Raw genomic sequence first — 17,667 nt, forward strand, 5'->3', positions numbered from 1 at the left:
TCCGGTCAGTGAGCCGCCCGCGGCGGTTCGCGCGTGGGCGCGCATGCGGGTGACTCGCCAACTACCCCCGAACCAGACATGGTTCGGTGATCGTATATCCGATCGGCATACCGGGCGGTCACTTCGCGCATACGGGCAGTGACCTGCCCGCTCCGGGGCCCTACTGCATGAAACGGGGCAGCCACTTCGCCTGGTAGTCCGGGTGCCCGGCGTACTCGGCCGCCATCTGCCGTACGACGAAGCCCATCCCCACGGCGCGGCCGGAGGGGAAGTCGTGCTGCGGGCGGTCGACGTCCAGGTGCGCGACCTCCGCGTACTCGCCCAGAAGCACCCTGCTCGTCTCGATACGCCGCAGGGTGCGGGCGGGGTCCTGGAGGGCGATGTGGCGGTCGTAGCCCTGCGTGCGCACGCTGAACGAGATGCCGCCCGTGCGGTCGTGGACCTCGCCCGGTGCCTCGGGCGGGCACCGCCACGCCTCGCCGCCGGCCGCCCTAGCGACCTGCTCCTCCTCGTCCAGGCGTGCCCGAACAAAGGCCAGCATGTTGGTGTTGTCTGCTCTCACGTCCGGATCCCTCGCCGTGCCGCTCTGCTCGTACTCGTACGAGTACTCATTACTTGTTCACGTCCTCCAACAGAGGATGCCGCACGAGGAGGCGGCCGGGCGCCGACAGCGAGCGGTTCGGGGCGAAAGGGCGGAGAAAGTGAACGAATCGTCAAATCGTTGACAGGCACATACACAACCTGGTGGGGCGCTTCGTCCTCACGGTGATCCTGCTGCCGCCGCACCGGCTCTCCGCTCAGCGCGTGCTGAGCCAGTGCGGGTCGGGGACCACCGTGAGGACGGCGGAGACAAGCACCACGGCCGCCAGGACGGCCAGTTCGACGCGTGCCGCGACATGCGCGTCCCGGCTGCGGCGGAGGCGCCGGCGCGCCGCCAGGGCGAGCGCGCTCGCCACCGCGACGAGTACGAGCTTCGCGATGAGGACACGCCCGTACGCGGAGGTCACCACGACGTCGGCGGGCAGCCGGCGCAGCGTGGACAGCGTGCCGGTGGCGGCCAGCACGACCAGCAGCCAGACGGCGCCGCGCGCGTAGCGGGCCAGCACGGCGCGGGCGTCCGCCGGGGCGGCGCGCCGCAGCCACGTGGTGCGCAGGACATGGCAGAGGCCGCCGGCCCACAGGGAGGCGACGGTTAGATGGACGACGGTCAGGGCGGTGCCCCACTCCGGCGAGTACGGCTCCGGGTGGGCGCGCAGCGCCTCAGCGAGAATCACCCCGGTCAGCGGCACGAGCGCCCAGCGCGGGCGCCCCGTGCCGACGCAACCGGCGGCGAGGAGGAAGCCGTTGGCCATGACGAGCAGCAGGCCGCCCTCGCGGGTGCCGTACGTCGCGGGAATGTCCAGGTCGCTCACCACCGCGAGGACCACGATCTGCCCGGCCGATGCCGCGGCTCCGGCGAGCGCGGCGGGCAGCGCCAGGGTGCGCGGCAGCGGACCGGAGCGGGCGAGCGCGGCGCCGGCGAGTTCGCCGAGGTGCAGGGCGAGCGCGACGAAGACGGCGGCGCGCAGGAAGGAGGTGGTGCCGGCGGCGGGGATGCGCAGCTCGCCGGTGCCGCGCGAGGCGAGGCCCGCGCCGTACAGCACAACGAGCAGCGCCACCCCGGCGCCGACAACGGCCGAGCCCCGCACCGCGGACCTCACCCCGCCCGGCTCAGGACGGGCCACCGGACAGGGCCTAGGGCCTGTCCGGTGGATCTTCGCGGATAAGACCGGGGCGTCTGGTGCGGTGCATCGCAAGGCGCCGAAGTGCCCGCAGGGTGGTTTCCTGTGGGCACTTCGGCAACGCGGCGAGGCGCCGTACCAGGCGTTCCGGGCCCGCGAAGACCCACCGGACAGGCCCTAGGCCTTGGCGCGGGAGGCCAGGAATTCCTCGAAGGTGAGGAGGCCGTCGCTGTTGGAGTCGTGGGCGTTGATCACGGCCTGGGCGACGGTCTCCGTCACATGGAAGTCGCCGAGCTGGGCCATCGCGCTCTTGTACTCGGCCGCCGTGATCAGGCCGTCCCTGTCCGCGTCGAAACGGTCGAACGCCTTGCGCGCCTCTTCGATGTCCGCCACTGCTTCCGCCCCTTCTTGTGCCCTACTGACAGCGGTCAGATTATCGGCACACCTCCGCCATCCCGGCGGGGGCCCTCAGGGACGGCGGTCGGGGACCCGCTTCTCGAACCAGGTCGTCTTGCCGCGCGGCAGCAGATCCACGCCCCACCGGTCCGAGAGCGTGTCCACCAAGGTCAGCCCCCGCCCGCTGGTGTCCAGGTCGCGCACCGGCAGCAGACACGGCAGTCCGCGGGAGGGGTCCCTGACCTCGATGCGCATCCAGCCGCGGCGGCGCAGCATCCGCAGGCCGAAGACGCGCGCGCCGGTGTGGCGTACGGCGTTGCCGACGAGTTCGGAGACGAGCAGCACCGATTCTTCTGCCATCAGCGGGGTCAGCGCCCACTGGCGCAGGACCACGATGTGGGTGAGTCTGCGGGCCGCGTACGCGGACTCGGGGCGGGAGGGCAGGCGGACTTCGCCCTCCGTCGGGTTCCCGTACAGTTCGAGCGCTCCGCGCGCCTGTTCGTCCTCGACGGCCGGTGTCAAGCGCGTAGCGGTCCGGTCGCCGCCGTGCCGCGGTTGTTCCATACCCTCAAGGCCCGCCATGTGTCCATCATGGCTGCCCAGGCGGCCTCCCGGGGGCGTTCCGGGGGAATCGGCGCCCCCGAACGGGCCGACGGGACTATGGGGCTTGGCATATGACCATGGCAGGAAGCCGCCCCTATTACCCATGCTGATCTGCGATAACACGTCACACACGGGTGATCACCAGAGGTGATCGACAGCTCCGCCTTAAGACTGTCTTAAGGCGGAGCCGAAGCGGGCACCGGGTTGACGGACACCCTTTGGTTGTCCAACCGGGCCGGAATCAGAGGAAGTTGGCCTTGCCCGGCCCGTCCTCCACGAAGCTGCGCATGCCGCGCTCGCGGTCCTCGGTGGCGAACAGGCCTGCGAACCAGTTGCGTTCGAGCGCGAGCCCCGTCTCCAGATCGGTCTCCAGGCCCGCGTCCACGGTCTCCTTGGCGGCCCGCAGCGCGAGCGCCGGCCCCTGGGCGAGCCTGGTCGCCCACGCGTGCGCCTCTTCGTACACCTCATCGGCCGGTACGACGCGGTCCACGAGCCCCAGCGTGAGCGCCTCGGCGGCCTTCACCTGGCGGCCCGTGAAGATGAGGTCCTTCGCCTTGGAGGGGCCGATCAGCCGGGCGAGCCGCTGGGTGCCGCCCGCGCCCGGGATCAGGCCGAGCAGGATCTCGGGCTGGCCGAGCTTCGCGTTGTCGGCGGCGATCCGGAAGTCGGCGCAGAGCGCCAACTCGCAGCCGCCGCCCAGCGCGTAACCGGTGACGGCGGCGACCACGGGCTTGGGGATGCGCGCCACGGCCGTGAACGACTCCTGGAGGGCCCGGGAGCGTACAACCATCGCCGCGTGGTCCATGTCGCGCATCTCCTTGATGTCCGCGCCGGCGGCGAACACCTTCTCGCCGCCGTAGAGGATCACGGCACGCACGTCGTCGCGGGCGCCCGCCTCCGCCGCCAGTTCACGGAGCCGGTCCTGGATCGCGATGTTCAACGCGTTCATGGGCGGGCGGTCGAGCCGGATGGTGCCGACGCCGCCGGAGACTTCGAGATTCACAGATGACATACGAGGCACATTAGGGCGTGTTGTGGCACACGCCCCAGCCCCTGACACGCGGAAGGGCCCGGCCCACCTGGTCCTGGTGCGCCGGGCCCCCGGGCCCTGAAGTGAACCCTCGCGTCCCCCGGTAGGACTACTTCCGCCACTCCGCCCAGGACATGTTCCAGCCGTTGAGGCCGTTGTCCGGGGCGATGTCCTTGTCGTTGGAGTTCTTCACGATCACCACGTCGCCGATGATCGACTGGTCGTAGAACCACGCGGACGGCATGTTCTTGTCGTAGCCGCCCCGCACGTCGCGCAGTCCGACGCACCCGTGGCTGACGTTGGCCGACCCGAACGTCCCCGCGGACGCCCAGTAGTTACCGTGGATGAAGGTGCCCGACGTGGACAGCCGCATCGCGTGCGGCACATCCTTGATGTCGTACTCACCGCCGAAGCCCACCGTGGCGCCGTTCATCCGCGTCACCTTGTGCTTCTCGCTGATGACCATCTGGCCGTTGTACGTCGTGGTCGACGGCGCGCCGGCCGTGATCGCGACCTTCTTGATCTGCTTGCCGTCCTTGACGACCTTCATGGTCTTGGCCTTGGCGTCGACCGTGGAGACCATGGAGCGGCCGATGGTGAACTTCACCGTCTTGGCCTGCTCGCCGTACACGCCCGGCCGTCCCTCGACACCGTCGAGGTTGAGCTCCACGGTCACCTTCGTGCCCGCCGCCCAGTACTTCTCGGGCCTGAAGTCGAGGCGGTCGTTGCCGAACCAGTGGCTCTCGACGGGCACCGACGGCTCGGCAGTCACCTTGATGGCCTTCTCCACGGCTTCGGGATCGGTGATCCCCCGGGTGAAGTTGAGCGAGACCGGCATCCCGACGCCGACCGTCGAGCCGTCCTCGGGGGTGTAGTGACCGATGAAGGTGTTCTTCGGTACAAGGGTGGTGAAGGTGGTGTCCTTCGCCGAGACCCGGCCGTCGGAGTCCTTGGCGATCGCGTGCACCGAGTACTTGGTGGCGCCGGCCAGATGACGGGCCGGCACCCAGGCCGTCCCGCCGGCGGCTATCTTGCCGTCGACCGCGTTGCCCTTGCTGTCCTCGACGGTGACGGTCGTCAGCTTGCCCTTGCTCGCCGTGATCTTGAGCGCGCCGCTCGTCGCGACCGACTTCGCGCCGTCCTCGGGAGCGACCGTCACGACCGCCTGCGACGCGGCGTTCTTGACCTTGCCGCCGTCCTTGTCGTTCTTGCCGTCACCGCTCTCGTCGGATCCGCCGCCCCCACCGCACGCCGTCACGAACAGCAGCAGGCCGCCCAGCGCGAACGCCGTCAGCCCTCTGCCCCGTCCCCGGCCGGCCTTCGCCGATGTCCCCGAAATCGGCTGCCCGTTCAATGGTCGTCTCCCCTCACACGGCCGGGCCCCGCCACGGCCTCGGAGCCGGGTGCGAACGACGCACGACCGGGCTCCACACCCCCGCGCGCTTTGCTCGCGCGCACGGCGATAGATAATCACACCGCGAGCCGTCCCGGACTCCCCGGGAATGTCACTGTTCCGTTCCAACGTTCCCTGGAGTCAAGGACGGTCACGCAGGTGAGGGCGGGTGCGCGTGAGGCGTACGGTCCGTTCCGCTCAGCGGGCGGGCGCCGAACCGGCCTTCCACTTCCGCCAGTCGAGATTCCAGCCGCTCAGTCCGTTGTCCGGATCGACCGTCCTGTCGGCCGAGTTGACCACTTCCACGACATCGCCGACGAGCGTCCTGTCGAAGAACCAGCCCGCCGGGGTGTCCGCGCTGCCGCCCTTGACGTCGCGCAGACCGACGCAGCCGTGACTGACGTTCCGTGCGCCGAACGTGTCAGGTGTGGCCCAGTAGTTGCCGTGCAGGAAGGTCCCCGATGTCGTCAGGCGCAGCGCGTGCGGCACGTCCTTGATGTCGTACTCACCGCCGAAGCCCACCGTGGCGCCGTCCATCCGCGTCATGTCGTACAGCTCGCTGACGACCATCTTCCCGTTGTACGTCGTGGTCTTGGGCGCCCCGGCCGTGATCGGCACCGTCGAGACCAGCGCACCGGCGCGCCGTACCTCCATGGTGTGCTTCGCCGCGTCGACCAGGGACACCTGGGAGCGGCCGACGGTGAAGCCGACGGTCTTCTCCTGGATGCCGAAGACCCCCGGCGCCGCCTGCACGTCGCGAAGCCGCAGATCGACGGTGACCTTGGTGCCCGGTCTCCAGTACTCCCGGGGGCGGAAGTCCAGGCGCTGCCCGCCGAACCAGTGGCCGACGATCTCGACCGGCGGGTCCGAGGTGACACGGATGGCGCGCTGGACCTCGGCGCGGTTCACGATCTTCCGGTTGAAGTCGAAGGAGACGATCATGCCGGTGCCGACGGTGGAGCGGTTCTCGGGTTTGAAGTAGCCGATGAAACGGTGCTTCGGTACGGCGGTGGTGAAGGTCGAGTGCCGGGCCGAGCGGCGGCCCTCACCGTCGACGGCGACGACGTCGACGCTGTACTTGGCGGCCAGCACGACGTTCGCGTCCGCCTCGGGCTTCCACACGAGCCCGTCGTCGGAGATTTTTCCCGGCAGCTCGGTGCGCTGCGCGTTCTCGACCTGCGCGACCTCGACGCGCTCCAGCCGGCCGTCCGGGACTTTCACCTCGATCCGGTCGCCTCGCTTGATGTCCTTGGCCCCGTCCTCGGGACTGATCCGGATCGTGTCCCCCGGCGCCCGGGACTTGCTCTCGGTGAAGGTCTCGCCGGTGCAGCCCGTCAGTCCGGCCAGCGCAGCCATCAGTCCTGCCCATGTCAGGACGGCGGCCATGCCGGTCCCTGTCCGCTTCAGTACATGTGTCACGACCCGCCCAACGACGACCCCCCTCGGGGGGAAACGTGAGTGCGGGCCGTCCGGCGGGCAGAACACCTGGGAGGACCGCGCGGGGGGAGTCATGGCCGGGACGCCGTGACCGCCGGATGCGCGGGGCCGGAGAGCCGGGAGGCCTGACAGGTGGCGAGCGCAGCCGAGCAGGAGACAGTGCGGGAACCGGTTCCGGATCCGATGATGGATCATGTGAGAGATCCGGCCGTGGAGGGCGAGAAGCGTGCGGGAAGCAGGGCGGAGGCCGCCGGGGACGCGGCATCCGCCGCTCCCCCGCCCGAGGTGTGGCCGGGCGCGCCGACACCGCTGGGGGCGCGCTTCCGGGTCGGTCCCGACGGGGTCGCGGGGACGAACTTCGCCCTGTGGGCGGCGGGCGCCGAGGCCGTGGAGCTCTGTCTCTTCGACGACGGCGCCGACGCGGCCTCCGTAGGAGGCGGCCTGGTGGAGACCCGTCTGCCCCTGACCGAGCTGACACACGAGATCTGGCACGGCTTCGTGCCCGGCGTACGCCCCGGACAGCGGTACGGCTTCCGGGTGCACGGCCGCTGGGACCCCTGGACGGGCGCCCGCTGGAACCCGGCGAAGCTGCTGCTCGACCCGTACGCGCGCGCCGTCGACGGCGACTTCGCGCTGCCGCCCGAGGTGTACGGCCATGTGCGCGACTGGCCCCAGCAGCAGGTCGCGGACACGGTGCGGGACGAGCACGACTCGGCGCCGTACGTCCCCAAGGGCGTCGTCGTCCACGACGACTCCCCCGACGACGAGTGGGCCGACGACCGGCGCCCCAAGACGCCCTGGGCGGACACGGTCATCTACGAGCTGCATGTACGCGGCTTCACCATGCGCCATCCGGGCATCCCCGACGAGCTGCGCGGGACGTACGCGGGCCTCGCCCACCCGGCGGCGATCGAGCATCTCGGGCGCCTCGGGGTGACCGCGGTCGAGCTGCTGCCGGTGCACCAGTTCGCGCACGAGGACCATCTGCTGCGGCGCGGACTGCGCAACTACTGGGGCTACAACTCCATCGGCTACTTCGCCCCGCACGCCGCCTACGCCGCGGGCGGCACCCGCGGCCGGCAGGTCGACGAGTTCAAGCAGATGGTGCGCGCCCTGCACGCCGCCGGGATCGAGGTCATCCTCGATGTCGTCTACAACCACACGGCGGAGGCGGGCGAGCTCGGCCCGACGCTGTCGCTGCGCGGCATAGACAACCGCGGCTACTACCGCCTCCAGCCCGACGCCCGCAAATACGCCGACTACACGGGCTGCGGCAACACCCTCGACGTCGTCCAGCCGCAGGTCCTGCGGCTGATCACGGACTCGCTGCGGTACTGGGTCACCGAGATGGGTGTCGACGGTTTCCGCTTCGACCTGGCGGCGGCGCTCGCCCGCTCCATGCACGACGTCGACATGCTGTCGCCCTTCCTGGCGGTGATCGCGCAGGACCCGGTGCTGCGCCGCGTGAAGCTCATCGCCGAGCCGTGGGACGTCGGCGCAGGCGGCTACCAGGTCGGGGCGTTCCCGCCGCTGTGGACGGAGTGGAACGACCGCTACCGGGACGCCGTACGCGACTTCTGGCGCGGCGCCACGCCCGACGTACGGGACCTGGGGTACCGGCTGTCCGGGTCGAGCGACCTCTACGCGTGGGGCGGGCGGCGGCCGTACGCCTCCGTCAACTTCGTCACCGCGCACGACGGCTTCACGCTGCGCGACCTCGTCAGTTACGAGCGCAAGCACAACGAGGCCAACGGCGAGGGCAACAGGGACGGCACGGACGACAACCGCGCGTGGAACTGCGGCGTGGAGGGCGAGAGTGACGACCCCGCGGTCAACGCGCTGCGCCGGCGCCAGCTGCGCAACCTGCTCACCACACTGCTGCTGTCCGCGGGTGTGCCGATGATCGTCGCGGGCGACGAGATGGGCCGTACCCAGGGCGGCAGCAACAACGCGTACTGCCAGGACAACGAGACCAGCTGGCTCGACTGGTCGCTGCTCGACCAGCCGGGCTCCTACGGCCTCTACCGGCTCACCAGACGGCTGCTGGCGCTGCGGCACGCCCATCCGGTGCTGCGCCGCCGCGCGTTCTTCTCCGGCCGCGCGCAGGCACCGGAGGGGCTGCGCGATCTGGCGTGGTTCCGGCCCGACGGGAAGGAGATGACCGAGCGGGACTGGTACGCGCCCGCGTCGACGCTCGCGCTGTTCCTGTCCGGGCGCGACATCCCGGGGCGCGACGCGCGCGGGCAGAAGATCACCGACGACAGCTTCCTGGCGGTCCTGCACTCGGGCGGTGAGCCGGTGGACTTCGCGCTGCCGGGCGAGCCCTGGGCCCGGTCGTACGAGCTGGTGGTCGACACCTCGCTGGAGGACCAGGACGAGGAGCCGGGGACGGTGTTCGGCGGGGGGACGGTCACGACGGTGCCCGCGCGGTCGGTGCTGCTGCTGCGGGTACGGGGGTGAGCGGGGCCCTCCTCAGGAGGAGGGCCCGGGTGGAGTCGCCGGGCGGGTCAGCCGAGGATTTTGCGGTCGTATCCGACGGCGACCGCCGCCGCCCGGTCCTTGACGCCCAACTTGGCGTAGATATGGGTGAGATGCGTCTTCACTGTCGCCTCGCTGATGAAGAGCTCGGCGGCTGTCTCCCGGTTCGACGTGCCGCGCGCGACGAGTTCGAGGACCTCGCGCTCGCGCGCCGAGAGCGGTTCGTTGCCGGTGGCGGGCTTACGGACCCGGGAGACCAGCCGGGACGCGACCGCCGGCGAGAGGACGGTTCGGCCCTCGGCGGCCGCCCGTACCGCCGTGAACAGCTCCTCGCGCGGCGCGTCCTTGAGGAGATAGCCGGTGGCGCCCGCCTCGATCGCGGGGATGGTGTCGGAGTCCGTGTCGTACGTGGTGAGGACGAGGACCCTGGCGCGGGCGCCGCGCGCGGTGAGCGCCGCGATGGCGTCGACGCCGCCGCCGTCCGGCATCCGCAGGTCCATCAGGACGACGTCCGGGTCCAGCCGGAGGGCCAGCTCGACACCCTCGATGCCGCCGGACGCCTCGCCCAGCACCTCGAAGCCCGCGGCCGATTCGAACATGCCGCGCAGACCGTCCCGTACGACGGGATGGTCATCGACGACGATCAGGGTGACGGTCCGCTGCTGCATGACGGACCAAAGGTACGCGAGCGGACACGGCCGTGCCCCCGCCCTTCTCGGACTCGACGGTGACGGTGCCGGCGATGCGCTCCGCGCGGGCGCGCATGCCGCCGAGACCGAAGCCGTTCGAACCGGAGCGCGGGCTCGGCACGAGCGGGTCGAAGCCGCGGCCGTCGTCCCGTACGTCGAGGAAGACCTCGTCGCCCATGTACGAGAGGGTGACGCCGGCCCGGTGGGCGCGGGCGTGCTTGGCCGTGTTCGCGAGGGCCTCCTGGGCGATGCGCAGCAGGGTGGCGGCGACCTCGTCGTGCAGGGCCTCCTCGGTGCCGGTGACGGTGAACCTGGCCTCCACACCGGTCCGCGCGCCCCAGTCGGCGACCGCCTTCCTGAGAGCCTCGGCGAGGGAGTCGTGGTCCAGTTCGGCCGGGCCGAGGTTGTGCACCGAGCGGCGCGCCTCACCGAGGCTGTGGCGGGCGAGGGCGGCGGCCCGGGTCAGATGCTCGCGGGCGACCTCCGGGTCGGGGGTGGCGGAGACCACCTGGAGCTGGGCGATGATGCCGGCCAGCCCCTGGGCGATGGTGTCGTGGATCTCGGCGGCGAGCCTGCGCCGCTCGTCGGCGACACCCGCCTCCCGGGCCTGGACGAGAAGCTGGGCGTGCAGGCCGGCGTTCTCGGCCAGGGCCTGTTCGAGACGGGCGTTGGCCTGTTCGAGCTGGGTGATGGTCCTGGCCCGCTCTTCGGCGATCTCGGCCTCCCTGCGGCCGAGATGGCCGAAGACGAGCGTGAGGGTGCCGTTGAGCAGCAGCAGTCCGCCGAACAGGACCCACTGGAGGGCCCCGTCGGGTGGCAGCCCGCCCGACTGCGCGCCCGCCATGGTGACGGAGGTGACGAGAAACCCCGCGCGGACGGCGCGTTTCGGCAGGAGGAACGGGGTGTCGAAGTAGCCGAGGACGGCGTAGATCGAGAACAGCGGGTTGAGCCAGGTCAGGACGGCGGCGGTGCCGGTCCGTACGGCGTAGTACAGCAGGCCCGCGGTCGACGGCTCGCGCATGCGCAGCGGCTGACCGTGCCCGGTCCTGCCCCACCACAGGTGGAGTACGACGGCGACGACGACCAGTGCGCCGGCCAGATACGTCTCGGTGCGGGTCATGCCGAAGGCGTCCACGCTGAACGCCGAGATCACGGTGGAGAGCGCCAGCAGGCCGTACGGGCCGCGCCGGTAGAACTGCTCCCACCGCTCCTCCACGGAGGCGGCCGGGCTCGCCGCTTCGGCTGCTTTCATCCCCATCGCGACAGTGTGCCCCGCCCGCCATCCGGTCGTCGTGGTCATTCCCACCGGAACCAGCGGGCGGCGCCCGCGGTCAGCAGGGCCGCCCACAGGGCCATCACGGCCAGGTCGGCCCAGTGCGGCCAGCCGCCTCGCATCGCGGCGTCCAGGGCCTCGGACGCGGCGCCCATGGGCGAGTAGCCGACGATGTCCCGCAGCAGGTCGGGCATCGTCTGGACGGGCAGCCAGACACCCGCCGTGAACATCGACGGGAAGAACAGGGCCGAGCCGATGGCCTGGCCGGCCCGCTGGGTCGGGGCGATGGCGCAGACCAGACCGCCCATGGCCAGGGCGCCCGCCGTCGCGAGGAGCAGCGCCAGCAGATAGCCGGCGACGTTCCCCGGCAGCGCCACGCCGAAGGCGATCCTGCCGACGGCGATCACCAGTGCGGCCGAGGCGAAGGCGCCGCCGCCGAGCAGGACGATCTGTGAGATGAGCAGGGTGGCGGGCCGTACGGGAGTGGTGGACATACGGCGCAGGATGCCGCGCTCGCGGTAACCGATCAGGATCGGCGGCATGGCCTGGAGCCCGGCCATGATCACGGCGAGCAGGGCGGCGACGGGGACGTACAGGTCGATGATCCGCCGGCCGCCGAGCTCGGGGTCGGCGTCGTCGAAGCCCGGGATCAGCCCGAGGATGACCATCAGGAGGGTCGGGAAGGCGATGATCCAGAAGAGCACGCCCGGCTCGCGGGTCATCAGGCGCGCCTCGGTCTTGAGGACGGCGGTGGAGGCGGAGGCCATGTCAGACCCTCTCTTCGGGCTGCGCGGCGGCGGCCGTGGCCGTACCGGGGGCGGGCGCTGTCTCGGACTCGGGCTCGGTCTCGGGCTCGGGGGCGGTCTCGGTCAGGTCGAGGAACGCGTCGTCCAGCGTCGCCTCGGTGACCCGGAGCTGGTGCGCGGTGATGCGGTGGCGGGCGAGCAGGGTGATCACCGCGTTGACGGTCTCGTCGGTGCCGTTGATGACGATCCGGCCGCCCTGCGTCTCCACCGACGCCGCCTTGGGCAGCGCGGCCAGTTCCTCGCTCCGCAGCGGCTCCGACGGCGTGAAGGAGATGACGGTGGACGCCGTCGAGCGCGCGATCAGCCCGGACGGTGTATCGAGCGCGGCGACCTTCCCCCGGTCGATCACGGCGATCCGGTCGCAGAGCCGCTGGGCCTCCTCCATGAAGTGGGTGACCAGCAGCACCGTCACCCCCGAGTCCCTGATCTCCTCGATCAGACGCCAGGTGTCGCGGCGGGCGCGCGGGTCGAGACCGGTGGTCAGTTCGTCCAGTACGACCACGCGCGGGCCGCCGATCAGGGACAGCGCGATGAACAAGCGCTGTTTCTGGCCGCCGGAGAGCTTCGCGAAGCGGGTCGAGAGCTTCTCCTCCAGGCCGAGGCGGCCGGCCAGCGGGCGCCAGTCGACGGGCTTCGGATAGAACGCGGAGTACAGCTCAAGGGCCTCGCGCACCGTCAGCTTCGCCTGGAGTTCGCTCTCCTGGAGCTGGGCGCCGAGAATCTCGGTGACCTGCCGGTGGTCGCGGACCGGATCGAGTCCGGCCACCCGGACCGTGCCGGCGTCGGGGACCCTGAGGCCCTCGACGCACTCGACGGTCGTCGTCTTGCCCGCACCGTTGGGACCGAGAATCCCGAAGATCTCGCCCTCTTCGACGCCGAAGTCGACACCGTCGACGGCGGGCTTTCCCCCGTAGGCCTTGCGCAGACCTCTGACTTCAATGATCGCCATGCCGGAAGGATGCCTCCGTACGGACGGGAGCGGCATCGGCCATCGCGCTCGACCTCGTATCAGCCGATCGGATGATGCCGAAGGGCTGCCGAGGGGCAGCCGACGGGCTGTCGGCCCGCTGCCGACCCGCCGCCGACGTCAGCCGGAAATCGGTGGGCAGTGTCAGTGGTGAAACGTAGGCTCGCCCCTGATGCCGACCTCCGAAGATGTACCGACCAAGGACCACTCCGACGTCCGGAACCGCTCCGCCGTGCGCTCGCTGCTGAGGCTGTGGCCGTACGTGCGGCCCGTACGCGTACGCCTGTTCAGCGCGGCGTTCGTCGCGGTGCTGGCCTCGTGCATGGGGCTGGTGATCCCCCTCGTACTGAAGTGGATGGTGGACGGCCCGATCGCGGACGGCGACAAGGGCGGCATCTGGCTCGGCGCGCTGTATCTGCTGCTGCTCGGGATCTTCGAGGCCTGTCTCTTCGGCTTCCGGCGGTGGCTGGTGGCGAGGCCGCTGGCAGGGGTCGAGGCGGCCATGCGGGCGGATCTCTACCGGCATCTCCAGAGACTGCCGATCGCCTTCCACGACCGGTGGCCCTCGGGCCAGCTGCTGTCGCGCGGCACGACGGATCTGATGCTGCTGCGGATGTTTCTGGCCTTTCCGCTGACCTTCCTGCTGGTGAACGCGACAACGATCCTGGTCGGATTCCTGATTCTGCTGATGCAGGAGTGGACTCTGGGGCTGGTGCTGCTGGCGCCCGTGGTGCCGCTGGTCATTCTCTGTTCGGTCTTCGAGGCGAAGTACTCACTGGTCGCGCGCAAGGCGCAGGACCAAGTGGGCGATCTGACGACGGTGGTCGAGGAGAGCGTTCTCGGCATCCGGATCGTGAAGGGCTTCGGCAGGCACCGCAGCCAGGCCCTCGCCTTCCGGGCGCTCGCGGAGCGGCTGCGCGGTACGGAGCTGGGCAAGGCCCGGCTGCTGGCGGGCATCTGGGCGCTGATCATGGTCATCCCCGAGGTGGCGATCGGCGCGGCGCTGGTACTGGGCACGGTCCAGGTCGCCGACGGGCATCTCTCCACCGGCACGCTGGTCGCCTTCCTGTCGACGGCGCTGGCGCTGCGCTGGCCGGTGGAGTCGATCGGCTTCCTGCTGGCGATGAGCCAGGAGTCGGCGACCGCGACGGAGCGGTACTTCGAGGTGATGGACACCAAGGAGGAGACGGCGGACGCGGAAGGGCCGGCGGGGTCGGCGGGCGGGGAGCCCGACGGGCTGCGCTTCGAGGGCGTGTCGTTCCGGTATCCCGACGCGAAGGCCGACTCCGTGCCCGTACTGGCCGAGGTGGACCTGCACATCAGGTCCGGCGAGACGATGGCTCTTGTCGGCGCGACGGGCTCGGGGAAGACGACGCTCACCGCGCTGGTGCCGCGGCTGCACGAGGTGACGGGCGGGCGGATCACGCTCGACGGCGAGGACATCACGTCGATGCCCCGGCAACGGCTGCGGGAGCTGGTGTCGGTGGCCTTCGAGGAGCCGACGCTCTTCTCTGCGACGGTCGGCGAGAACGTCCGGATGGGCGCGGAGAGCGCCGACGACGCGGCGCTGCTGAGGGCGCTGGACGTGGCACAGGCCGACTTCGTCCGGGACTTGCCGCACGGGGTGCACACGGAGGTCGGCGAGCAGGGTCTCAGCCTCTCCGGCGGCCAGCGCCAACGGTTGGCGCTGGCACGGGCGGTGGTGGGCAGACCACGCTTCCTGGTGCTGGACGACCCGCTGTCGGCGCTCGACGTCCACACGGAGGCGCTGGTGGAGGCGGCCCTGCGCCGGGTGCTGGAGGAGACGACGGCGCTGGTCGTGGCGCACCGCCCGTCGACGGTGATGCTGGCGGACCGGGTGGCGCTGATCTCGGACGGCCGGATCACAGCGGTGGGGACGCACCAGGAACTGCTGCGGAGCAACGCGGAGTACGCGTGGCTGATGTCGGGAGCGGACGCGGAGGGCGATGCCGCGCGCGAAGCCGGAAGCGACACGGTGGCGGAAGCCGTCGAGGGGAGCATGCGATGACGTCGTCACCACCAACCACGAACACCGGCCGGCCGGGCGGGGGCGATGAGGGGCCGCGCGCCGCCGAGGCGGCTGCCTCCACCGACGCGGGTGTCGGTAGCGACGTGAGCGAGAGAAACGGCACGCGTACGGAATCGGTTCCGGACACCGACACCCGCGCGACCGCGTCCGACAGCCCGGCGGACGCGCCTACCGACACGGGCCCCACCGGCACCGACAACGGCGCCGGTGCGAAGCACGGCGTCCCCACGGGGGCCGACACCGGCACACGCCCCACCGCTACCGACAGCCCGGCAGGCACGCCAACCGACACGGGGCCCACCGGCACCGATGCCGGCGCCCGTGCGAAGCACGGCGTCCCCACGGGGACCGCGACCGACACCAGCACACGCCCGAGCACGACCGACCACGGCACGGCTGCCGCCACCGAGGCTGGGCCACGCCCCACCCCGGCCAACGGCCCTGCATACGCTCCCACCGACGCCGGGCAGGCGAACGACGGCAGCGGCGTGAGCGCGAAAAGCGGTGCGCGTACGGAGACCGACCCCGACGACGGCACCCGCCCAACTGCGGCCACGGACAACGGCGCCCTCGCGAAGCGCGGCGCCCCCACGGGGGCCGCCCCCAACACCGGCACACGCGCGACCGCGACCGGCGCCCCTGAGGGCTCGTCTGCCCACGCGAAGTCCACCGGCACCGACGCCGGCGCGAAGCGCGGCGACCCTGCGGGAGACAGCCCTGCGGGAGCCGGCACCGCCCCGGCCGACGGCCAAGCCGACGCCCCCACCCGCACCGGCGACAAGCGCGACGCCCCCACGGGGACCCGTACCGTCACCGTCGCCGTCCAGGAGTCCGTGGTCGATACGACCGTCGGGCGTCGAGTCGGGGCCCCGGAAGGGGATCCCTTCGCGCAGGACGCGTTGCCCGCTCCTCGTGGAGCCACCGGTGCGTTGCTGCGGTCGTTGTTGCGGGAGCGGCGGGGGCGGGTCGTCGTCGCCGCGCTGTTGCTGCTCCTTCAGCAGGCCGCCGTGCAGGCGGGCCCGTTGCTCGTCGCGTACGCCATCGACCGCGGCGTGCCCGCCTTCCGGGCCGACGACAACGGCCCGCTGATCGCCGTCGCCGTCGGCTATCTCCTCTGTGCCGCCGGAGCCGGGATCTTCCAGTACGCCTTCATCCGGGCATCCGCCCGCGTCAACCAGGACGTGCTGCTCGATCTGCGCGGCCGGATCTTCCGTCATGCCCAGGCGCTCAGCGTGGACTTCCACGAGCGCTTCACCTCCGGCCGGCTCATTTCCCGTTCCACCACGGACGTCGAGTCGCTGCGCGAACTGCTCGCCGAAGGGCTGCAGGAGCTCATCGGCGTCATCCTCGCCTTCGTCTACATCTCGGCGATGCTGCTCTATCTGGACCTCGGCATCGGCGGACTCGCCGTTCTCTCCTTCGTACCGCTGTACGCACTGGTCCGGCTCTACCAGCACCGGGCCGGCGGCATCTTCGCCAAGCGCTCCACCGCCATCGCCGCCGTCATCGTGAAGTTCGCCGAGACGATGAACGGCATCCGTCCCGTTCAGGCGTTCCGCCGCGAGCCCGCCAACGACGCAGACTTCCACGCCCTCAACCACCACCACGAGCGCACCAACGGCGACGCGATCCTCGAAATGGCGCGGTACGTGGTGGGTTCACGCCTCGTCGCGAACATCTCCGTCGCCGGGATCGTGCTGTGGGGCGCCTACCGGGTGGCCGACGGCACGCTCGCCCTCGGGGTGCTCGCCGCGTCGGTGCTGTTCCTGCGGAGGCTGTACGACCCGATCGACCGGCTCGGGATGTTCCTCAACTCCTACCAGTCGGCCGCCGCCTCGCTGGAGAAGATCGCCGGTCTGCTGGCCCAGACCCCGTCCGTGCCGGAGGCGGCGGACCCCCGCCCGCTGCCGGAGCTGACGGGCGGGCACCCGGGCCGGGAGGTCGTGTTCGACTCGGTCAGCTTCTCGTACCGTACGGGCGGCGAGGTCCTGCCCCGCTTCGACCTGACGATCCCGGCCGGCCAGACCGTCGCCGTCGTCGGCTCGACCGGCGCGGGCAAGTCGACACTGGCCAAGCTGCTGGCCCGGTTCTACGACCCCACCGCGGGCCGTGTCCTGCTCGACGGCACCGACCTGCGCGACCTGGACACCCCCGAGCTGCGGCGCGGCGTCGTGATGGTGACCCAGGAGGCGTTCCTCTTCTCCGGCACGGTCGCCGAGAACATCGCGATCGGCCGTCCCGACGCCTCGCGCGACGAGATCGAGCGCGCCGCGAAGGCCATCGGCGCGCACGACTTCATCAGCGGTCTGCCCGAGGGGTACGACACGGACGTACGGAAGCGGGGCGGCCGGATCTCGGCCGGTCAGCGCCAACTGGTGGCCTTCGCCCGCGCGTTGCTCGCCGACCCTTCCGTACTGATCCTGGACGAGGCGACGAGCTCGCTCGACATCCCCGGTGAGCGTGCCGTGCAGCGTGCGATGGACACGGTGCTCAACGGCCGTACGGCGGTGGTCATCGCGCACCGCCTGTCGACGGTGGAGATCGCCGACCGGGTGCTCGTCATGGAACACGGCCGCATCGTGGAGGACGGCGCGCCGGCCGAACTGATCGGCGGCGTGGGCCGGTTCGCGGGCCTGCACCGCGCCTGGCGGGACAGCCTGGCCTGACGCGGGGACGGGACCCGGGCACTGGCTCCGTGGCCTCGGCCCCGCTGCCGGAATGCCGCGACAGGCCCGCCGACGGCCGGAACTGGACATCGAGTGGATTCCCGGTGATCTCGAATCGACGTCCTGGGAGCGCGAGTCCGGAGATCACCACGGTCGCC

14 protein-coding genes are annotated in these 17,667 nt (G+C 71.2%); 3 read left to right on the forward strand and 11 right to left on the reverse strand.

All coding sequences use genetic code 11. The annotated features are described in order from the left end of the window. Nucleotides 1-160: 160 nt before the first annotated feature. From OIE74_RS10865 to OIE74_RS10895, 7 genes are all read right to left on the reverse strand, one after another. Nucleotides 161-541: a DUF6221 family protein gene (locus tag OIE74_RS10865; RefSeq protein WP_329392242.1), complete on the reverse strand. Its 381-nt coding sequence runs from the start codon at nucleotides 539-541 to the stop codon at nucleotides 161-163. Between the two features lie 256 nt (nucleotides 542-797). Further along, nucleotides 798-1,724 (reverse strand): CopD family protein, encoded by a 927-nt coding sequence (locus tag OIE74_RS10870; protein ID WP_329381255.1) that lies wholly within the window; start codon nucleotides 1,722-1,724, stop codon nucleotides 798-800. A gap of 174 nt (nucleotides 1,725-1,898) precedes the next feature. After that, complete coding sequence (locus tag OIE74_RS10875) at nucleotides 1,899-2,114, reverse strand: EF-hand domain-containing protein (RefSeq protein ID WP_329381258.1); 216 nt, start codon at nucleotides 2,112-2,114, stop codon at nucleotides 1,899-1,901. Nucleotides 2,115-2,189: 75 nt separating this feature from the next. Continuing rightward, entirely contained in the window at nucleotides 2,190-2,699 is a 510-nt protein-coding gene (locus OIE74_RS10880; RefSeq protein ID WP_443076080.1) for an ATP-binding protein, read from the reverse strand. 262 nt (nucleotides 2,700-2,961) lie between these two features. Beyond that, nucleotides 2,962-3,732, reverse strand: coding sequence for an enoyl-CoA hydratase/isomerase family protein (locus OIE74_RS10885; protein WP_329381261.1), 771 nt, complete (start codon nucleotides 3,730-3,732; stop codon nucleotides 2,962-2,964). 127 nt (nucleotides 3,733-3,859) lie between these two features. Continuing rightward, nucleotides 3,860-5,104 carry a L,D-transpeptidase gene (locus OIE74_RS10890; RefSeq protein WP_329381264.1) on the reverse strand — a complete coding sequence of 415 codons (1,245 nt, stop codon included), beginning with the start codon at nucleotides 5,102-5,104 and terminating at the stop codon, nucleotides 3,860-3,862. A gap of 237 nt (nucleotides 5,105-5,341) precedes the next feature. Beyond that, nucleotides 5,342-6,562, reverse strand: a complete 1,221-nt coding sequence (locus tag OIE74_RS10895) for an Ig-like domain-containing protein (protein ID WP_443076081.1) — start codon at nucleotides 6,560-6,562, stop codon at nucleotides 5,342-5,344. 204 nt (nucleotides 6,563-6,766) lie between these two features. Between OIE74_RS10895 and glgX the strand changes: the two genes are divergently transcribed. After that, complete coding sequence (gene glgX / locus OIE74_RS10900) at nucleotides 6,767-9,040, forward strand: glycogen debranching protein GlgX (RefSeq protein ID WP_329381270.1); 2,274 nt, start codon at nucleotides 6,767-6,769, stop codon at nucleotides 9,038-9,040. A gap of 47 nt (nucleotides 9,041-9,087) precedes the next feature. Here the strand turns inward: glgX and OIE74_RS10905 are convergent, their stop codons facing one another. Genes OIE74_RS10905 through OIE74_RS10920 form a run of 4 tightly spaced genes read right to left on the reverse strand, consistent with a single transcriptional unit; the run spans nucleotide 9,088 to nucleotide 12,775 of the window. Further along, nucleotides 9,088-9,726: a response regulator transcription factor gene (locus OIE74_RS10905; RefSeq protein ID WP_329381273.1), complete on the reverse strand. Its 639-nt coding sequence runs from the start codon at nucleotides 9,724-9,726 to the stop codon at nucleotides 9,088-9,090. Next, nucleotides 9,689-11,005: a sensor histidine kinase gene (locus OIE74_RS10910; protein ID WP_329381275.1), complete on the reverse strand. Its 1,317-nt coding sequence runs from the start codon at nucleotides 11,003-11,005 to the stop codon at nucleotides 9,689-9,691. The genes OIE74_RS10905 and OIE74_RS10910 overlap by 38 nt, the downstream gene beginning before the upstream one ends. 38 nt (nucleotides 11,006-11,043) lie before the next feature. Then, nucleotides 11,044-11,787, reverse strand: coding sequence for an ABC transporter permease (locus OIE74_RS10915; RefSeq protein WP_329381277.1), 744 nt, complete (start codon nucleotides 11,785-11,787; stop codon nucleotides 11,044-11,046). A 1-nt stretch (nucleotide 11,788) separates the two neighbouring features. Continuing rightward, complete coding sequence (locus OIE74_RS10920; RefSeq protein ID WP_329381279.1) at nucleotides 11,789-12,775, reverse strand: ABC transporter ATP-binding protein; 987 nt, start codon at nucleotides 12,773-12,775, stop codon at nucleotides 11,789-11,791. Nucleotides 12,776-12,965: 190 nt separating this feature from the next. Between OIE74_RS10920 and OIE74_RS10925 the strand changes: the two genes are divergently transcribed. Both OIE74_RS10925 and OIE74_RS10930 read left to right on the forward strand, forming a co-directional pair. After that, a complete protein-coding gene (locus OIE74_RS10925) occupies nucleotides 12,966-14,822 on the forward strand; it encodes an ABC transporter ATP-binding protein (protein ID WP_329381282.1) in 1,857 nt (618 codons plus the stop codon). Nucleotides 14,823-15,676: 854 nt separating this feature from the next. Next, nucleotides 15,677-17,509, forward strand: coding sequence for an ABC transporter ATP-binding protein (locus OIE74_RS10930; protein ID WP_329392244.1), 1,833 nt, complete (start codon nucleotides 15,677-15,679; stop codon nucleotides 17,507-17,509). Nucleotides 17,510-17,667 lie beyond the last annotated feature (158 nt).

Origin of the sequence: Streptomyces sp. NBC_01716 (assembly GCF_036248275.1) — a bacterium.
In the GTDB taxonomy this organism is placed as follows: Bacteria; Actinomycetota; Actinomycetes; order Streptomycetales; family Streptomycetaceae; genus Streptomyces.

Bases quoted from the DNA above. Each gene is read 5' to 3' on its own strand.
- OIE74_RS10925 (WP_329381282.1), top strand. From the start codon at position 12,966: ATGCCGACCTCCGAAGATGTACCGACCAAGGACCACTCCGACGTCCGG.
- OIE74_RS10885 (WP_329381261.1), bottom strand. From the start codon at position 3,732: ATGTCATCTGTGAATCTCGAAGTCTCCGGCGGCGTCGGCACCATCCGG.
- OIE74_RS10880 (WP_443076080.1), bottom strand. From the start codon at position 2,699: ATGGCGGGCCTTGAGGGTATGGAACAACCGCGGCACGGCGGCGACCGG.
- OIE74_RS10910 (WP_329381275.1), bottom strand. From the start codon at position 11,005: ATGGGGATGAAAGCAGCCGAAGCGGCGAGCCCGGCCGCCTCCGTGGAG.
- OIE74_RS10865 (WP_329392242.1), bottom strand. From the start codon at position 541: ATGCTGGCCTTTGTTCGGGCACGCCTGGACGAGGAGGAGCAGGTCGCT.
- OIE74_RS10920 (WP_329381279.1), bottom strand. From the start codon at position 12,775: ATGGCGATCATTGAAGTCAGAGGTCTGCGCAAGGCCTACGGGGGAAAG.
- OIE74_RS10915 (WP_329381277.1), bottom strand. From the start codon at position 11,787: ATGGCCTCCGCCTCCACCGCCGTCCTCAAGACCGAGGCGCGCCTGATG.
- glgX (WP_329381270.1), top strand. From the start codon at position 6,767: ATGGATCATGTGAGAGATCCGGCCGTGGAGGGCGAGAAGCGTGCGGGA.
- OIE74_RS10905 (WP_329381273.1), bottom strand. From the start codon at position 9,726: ATGCAGCAGCGGACCGTCACCCTGATCGTCGTCGATGACCATCCCGTC.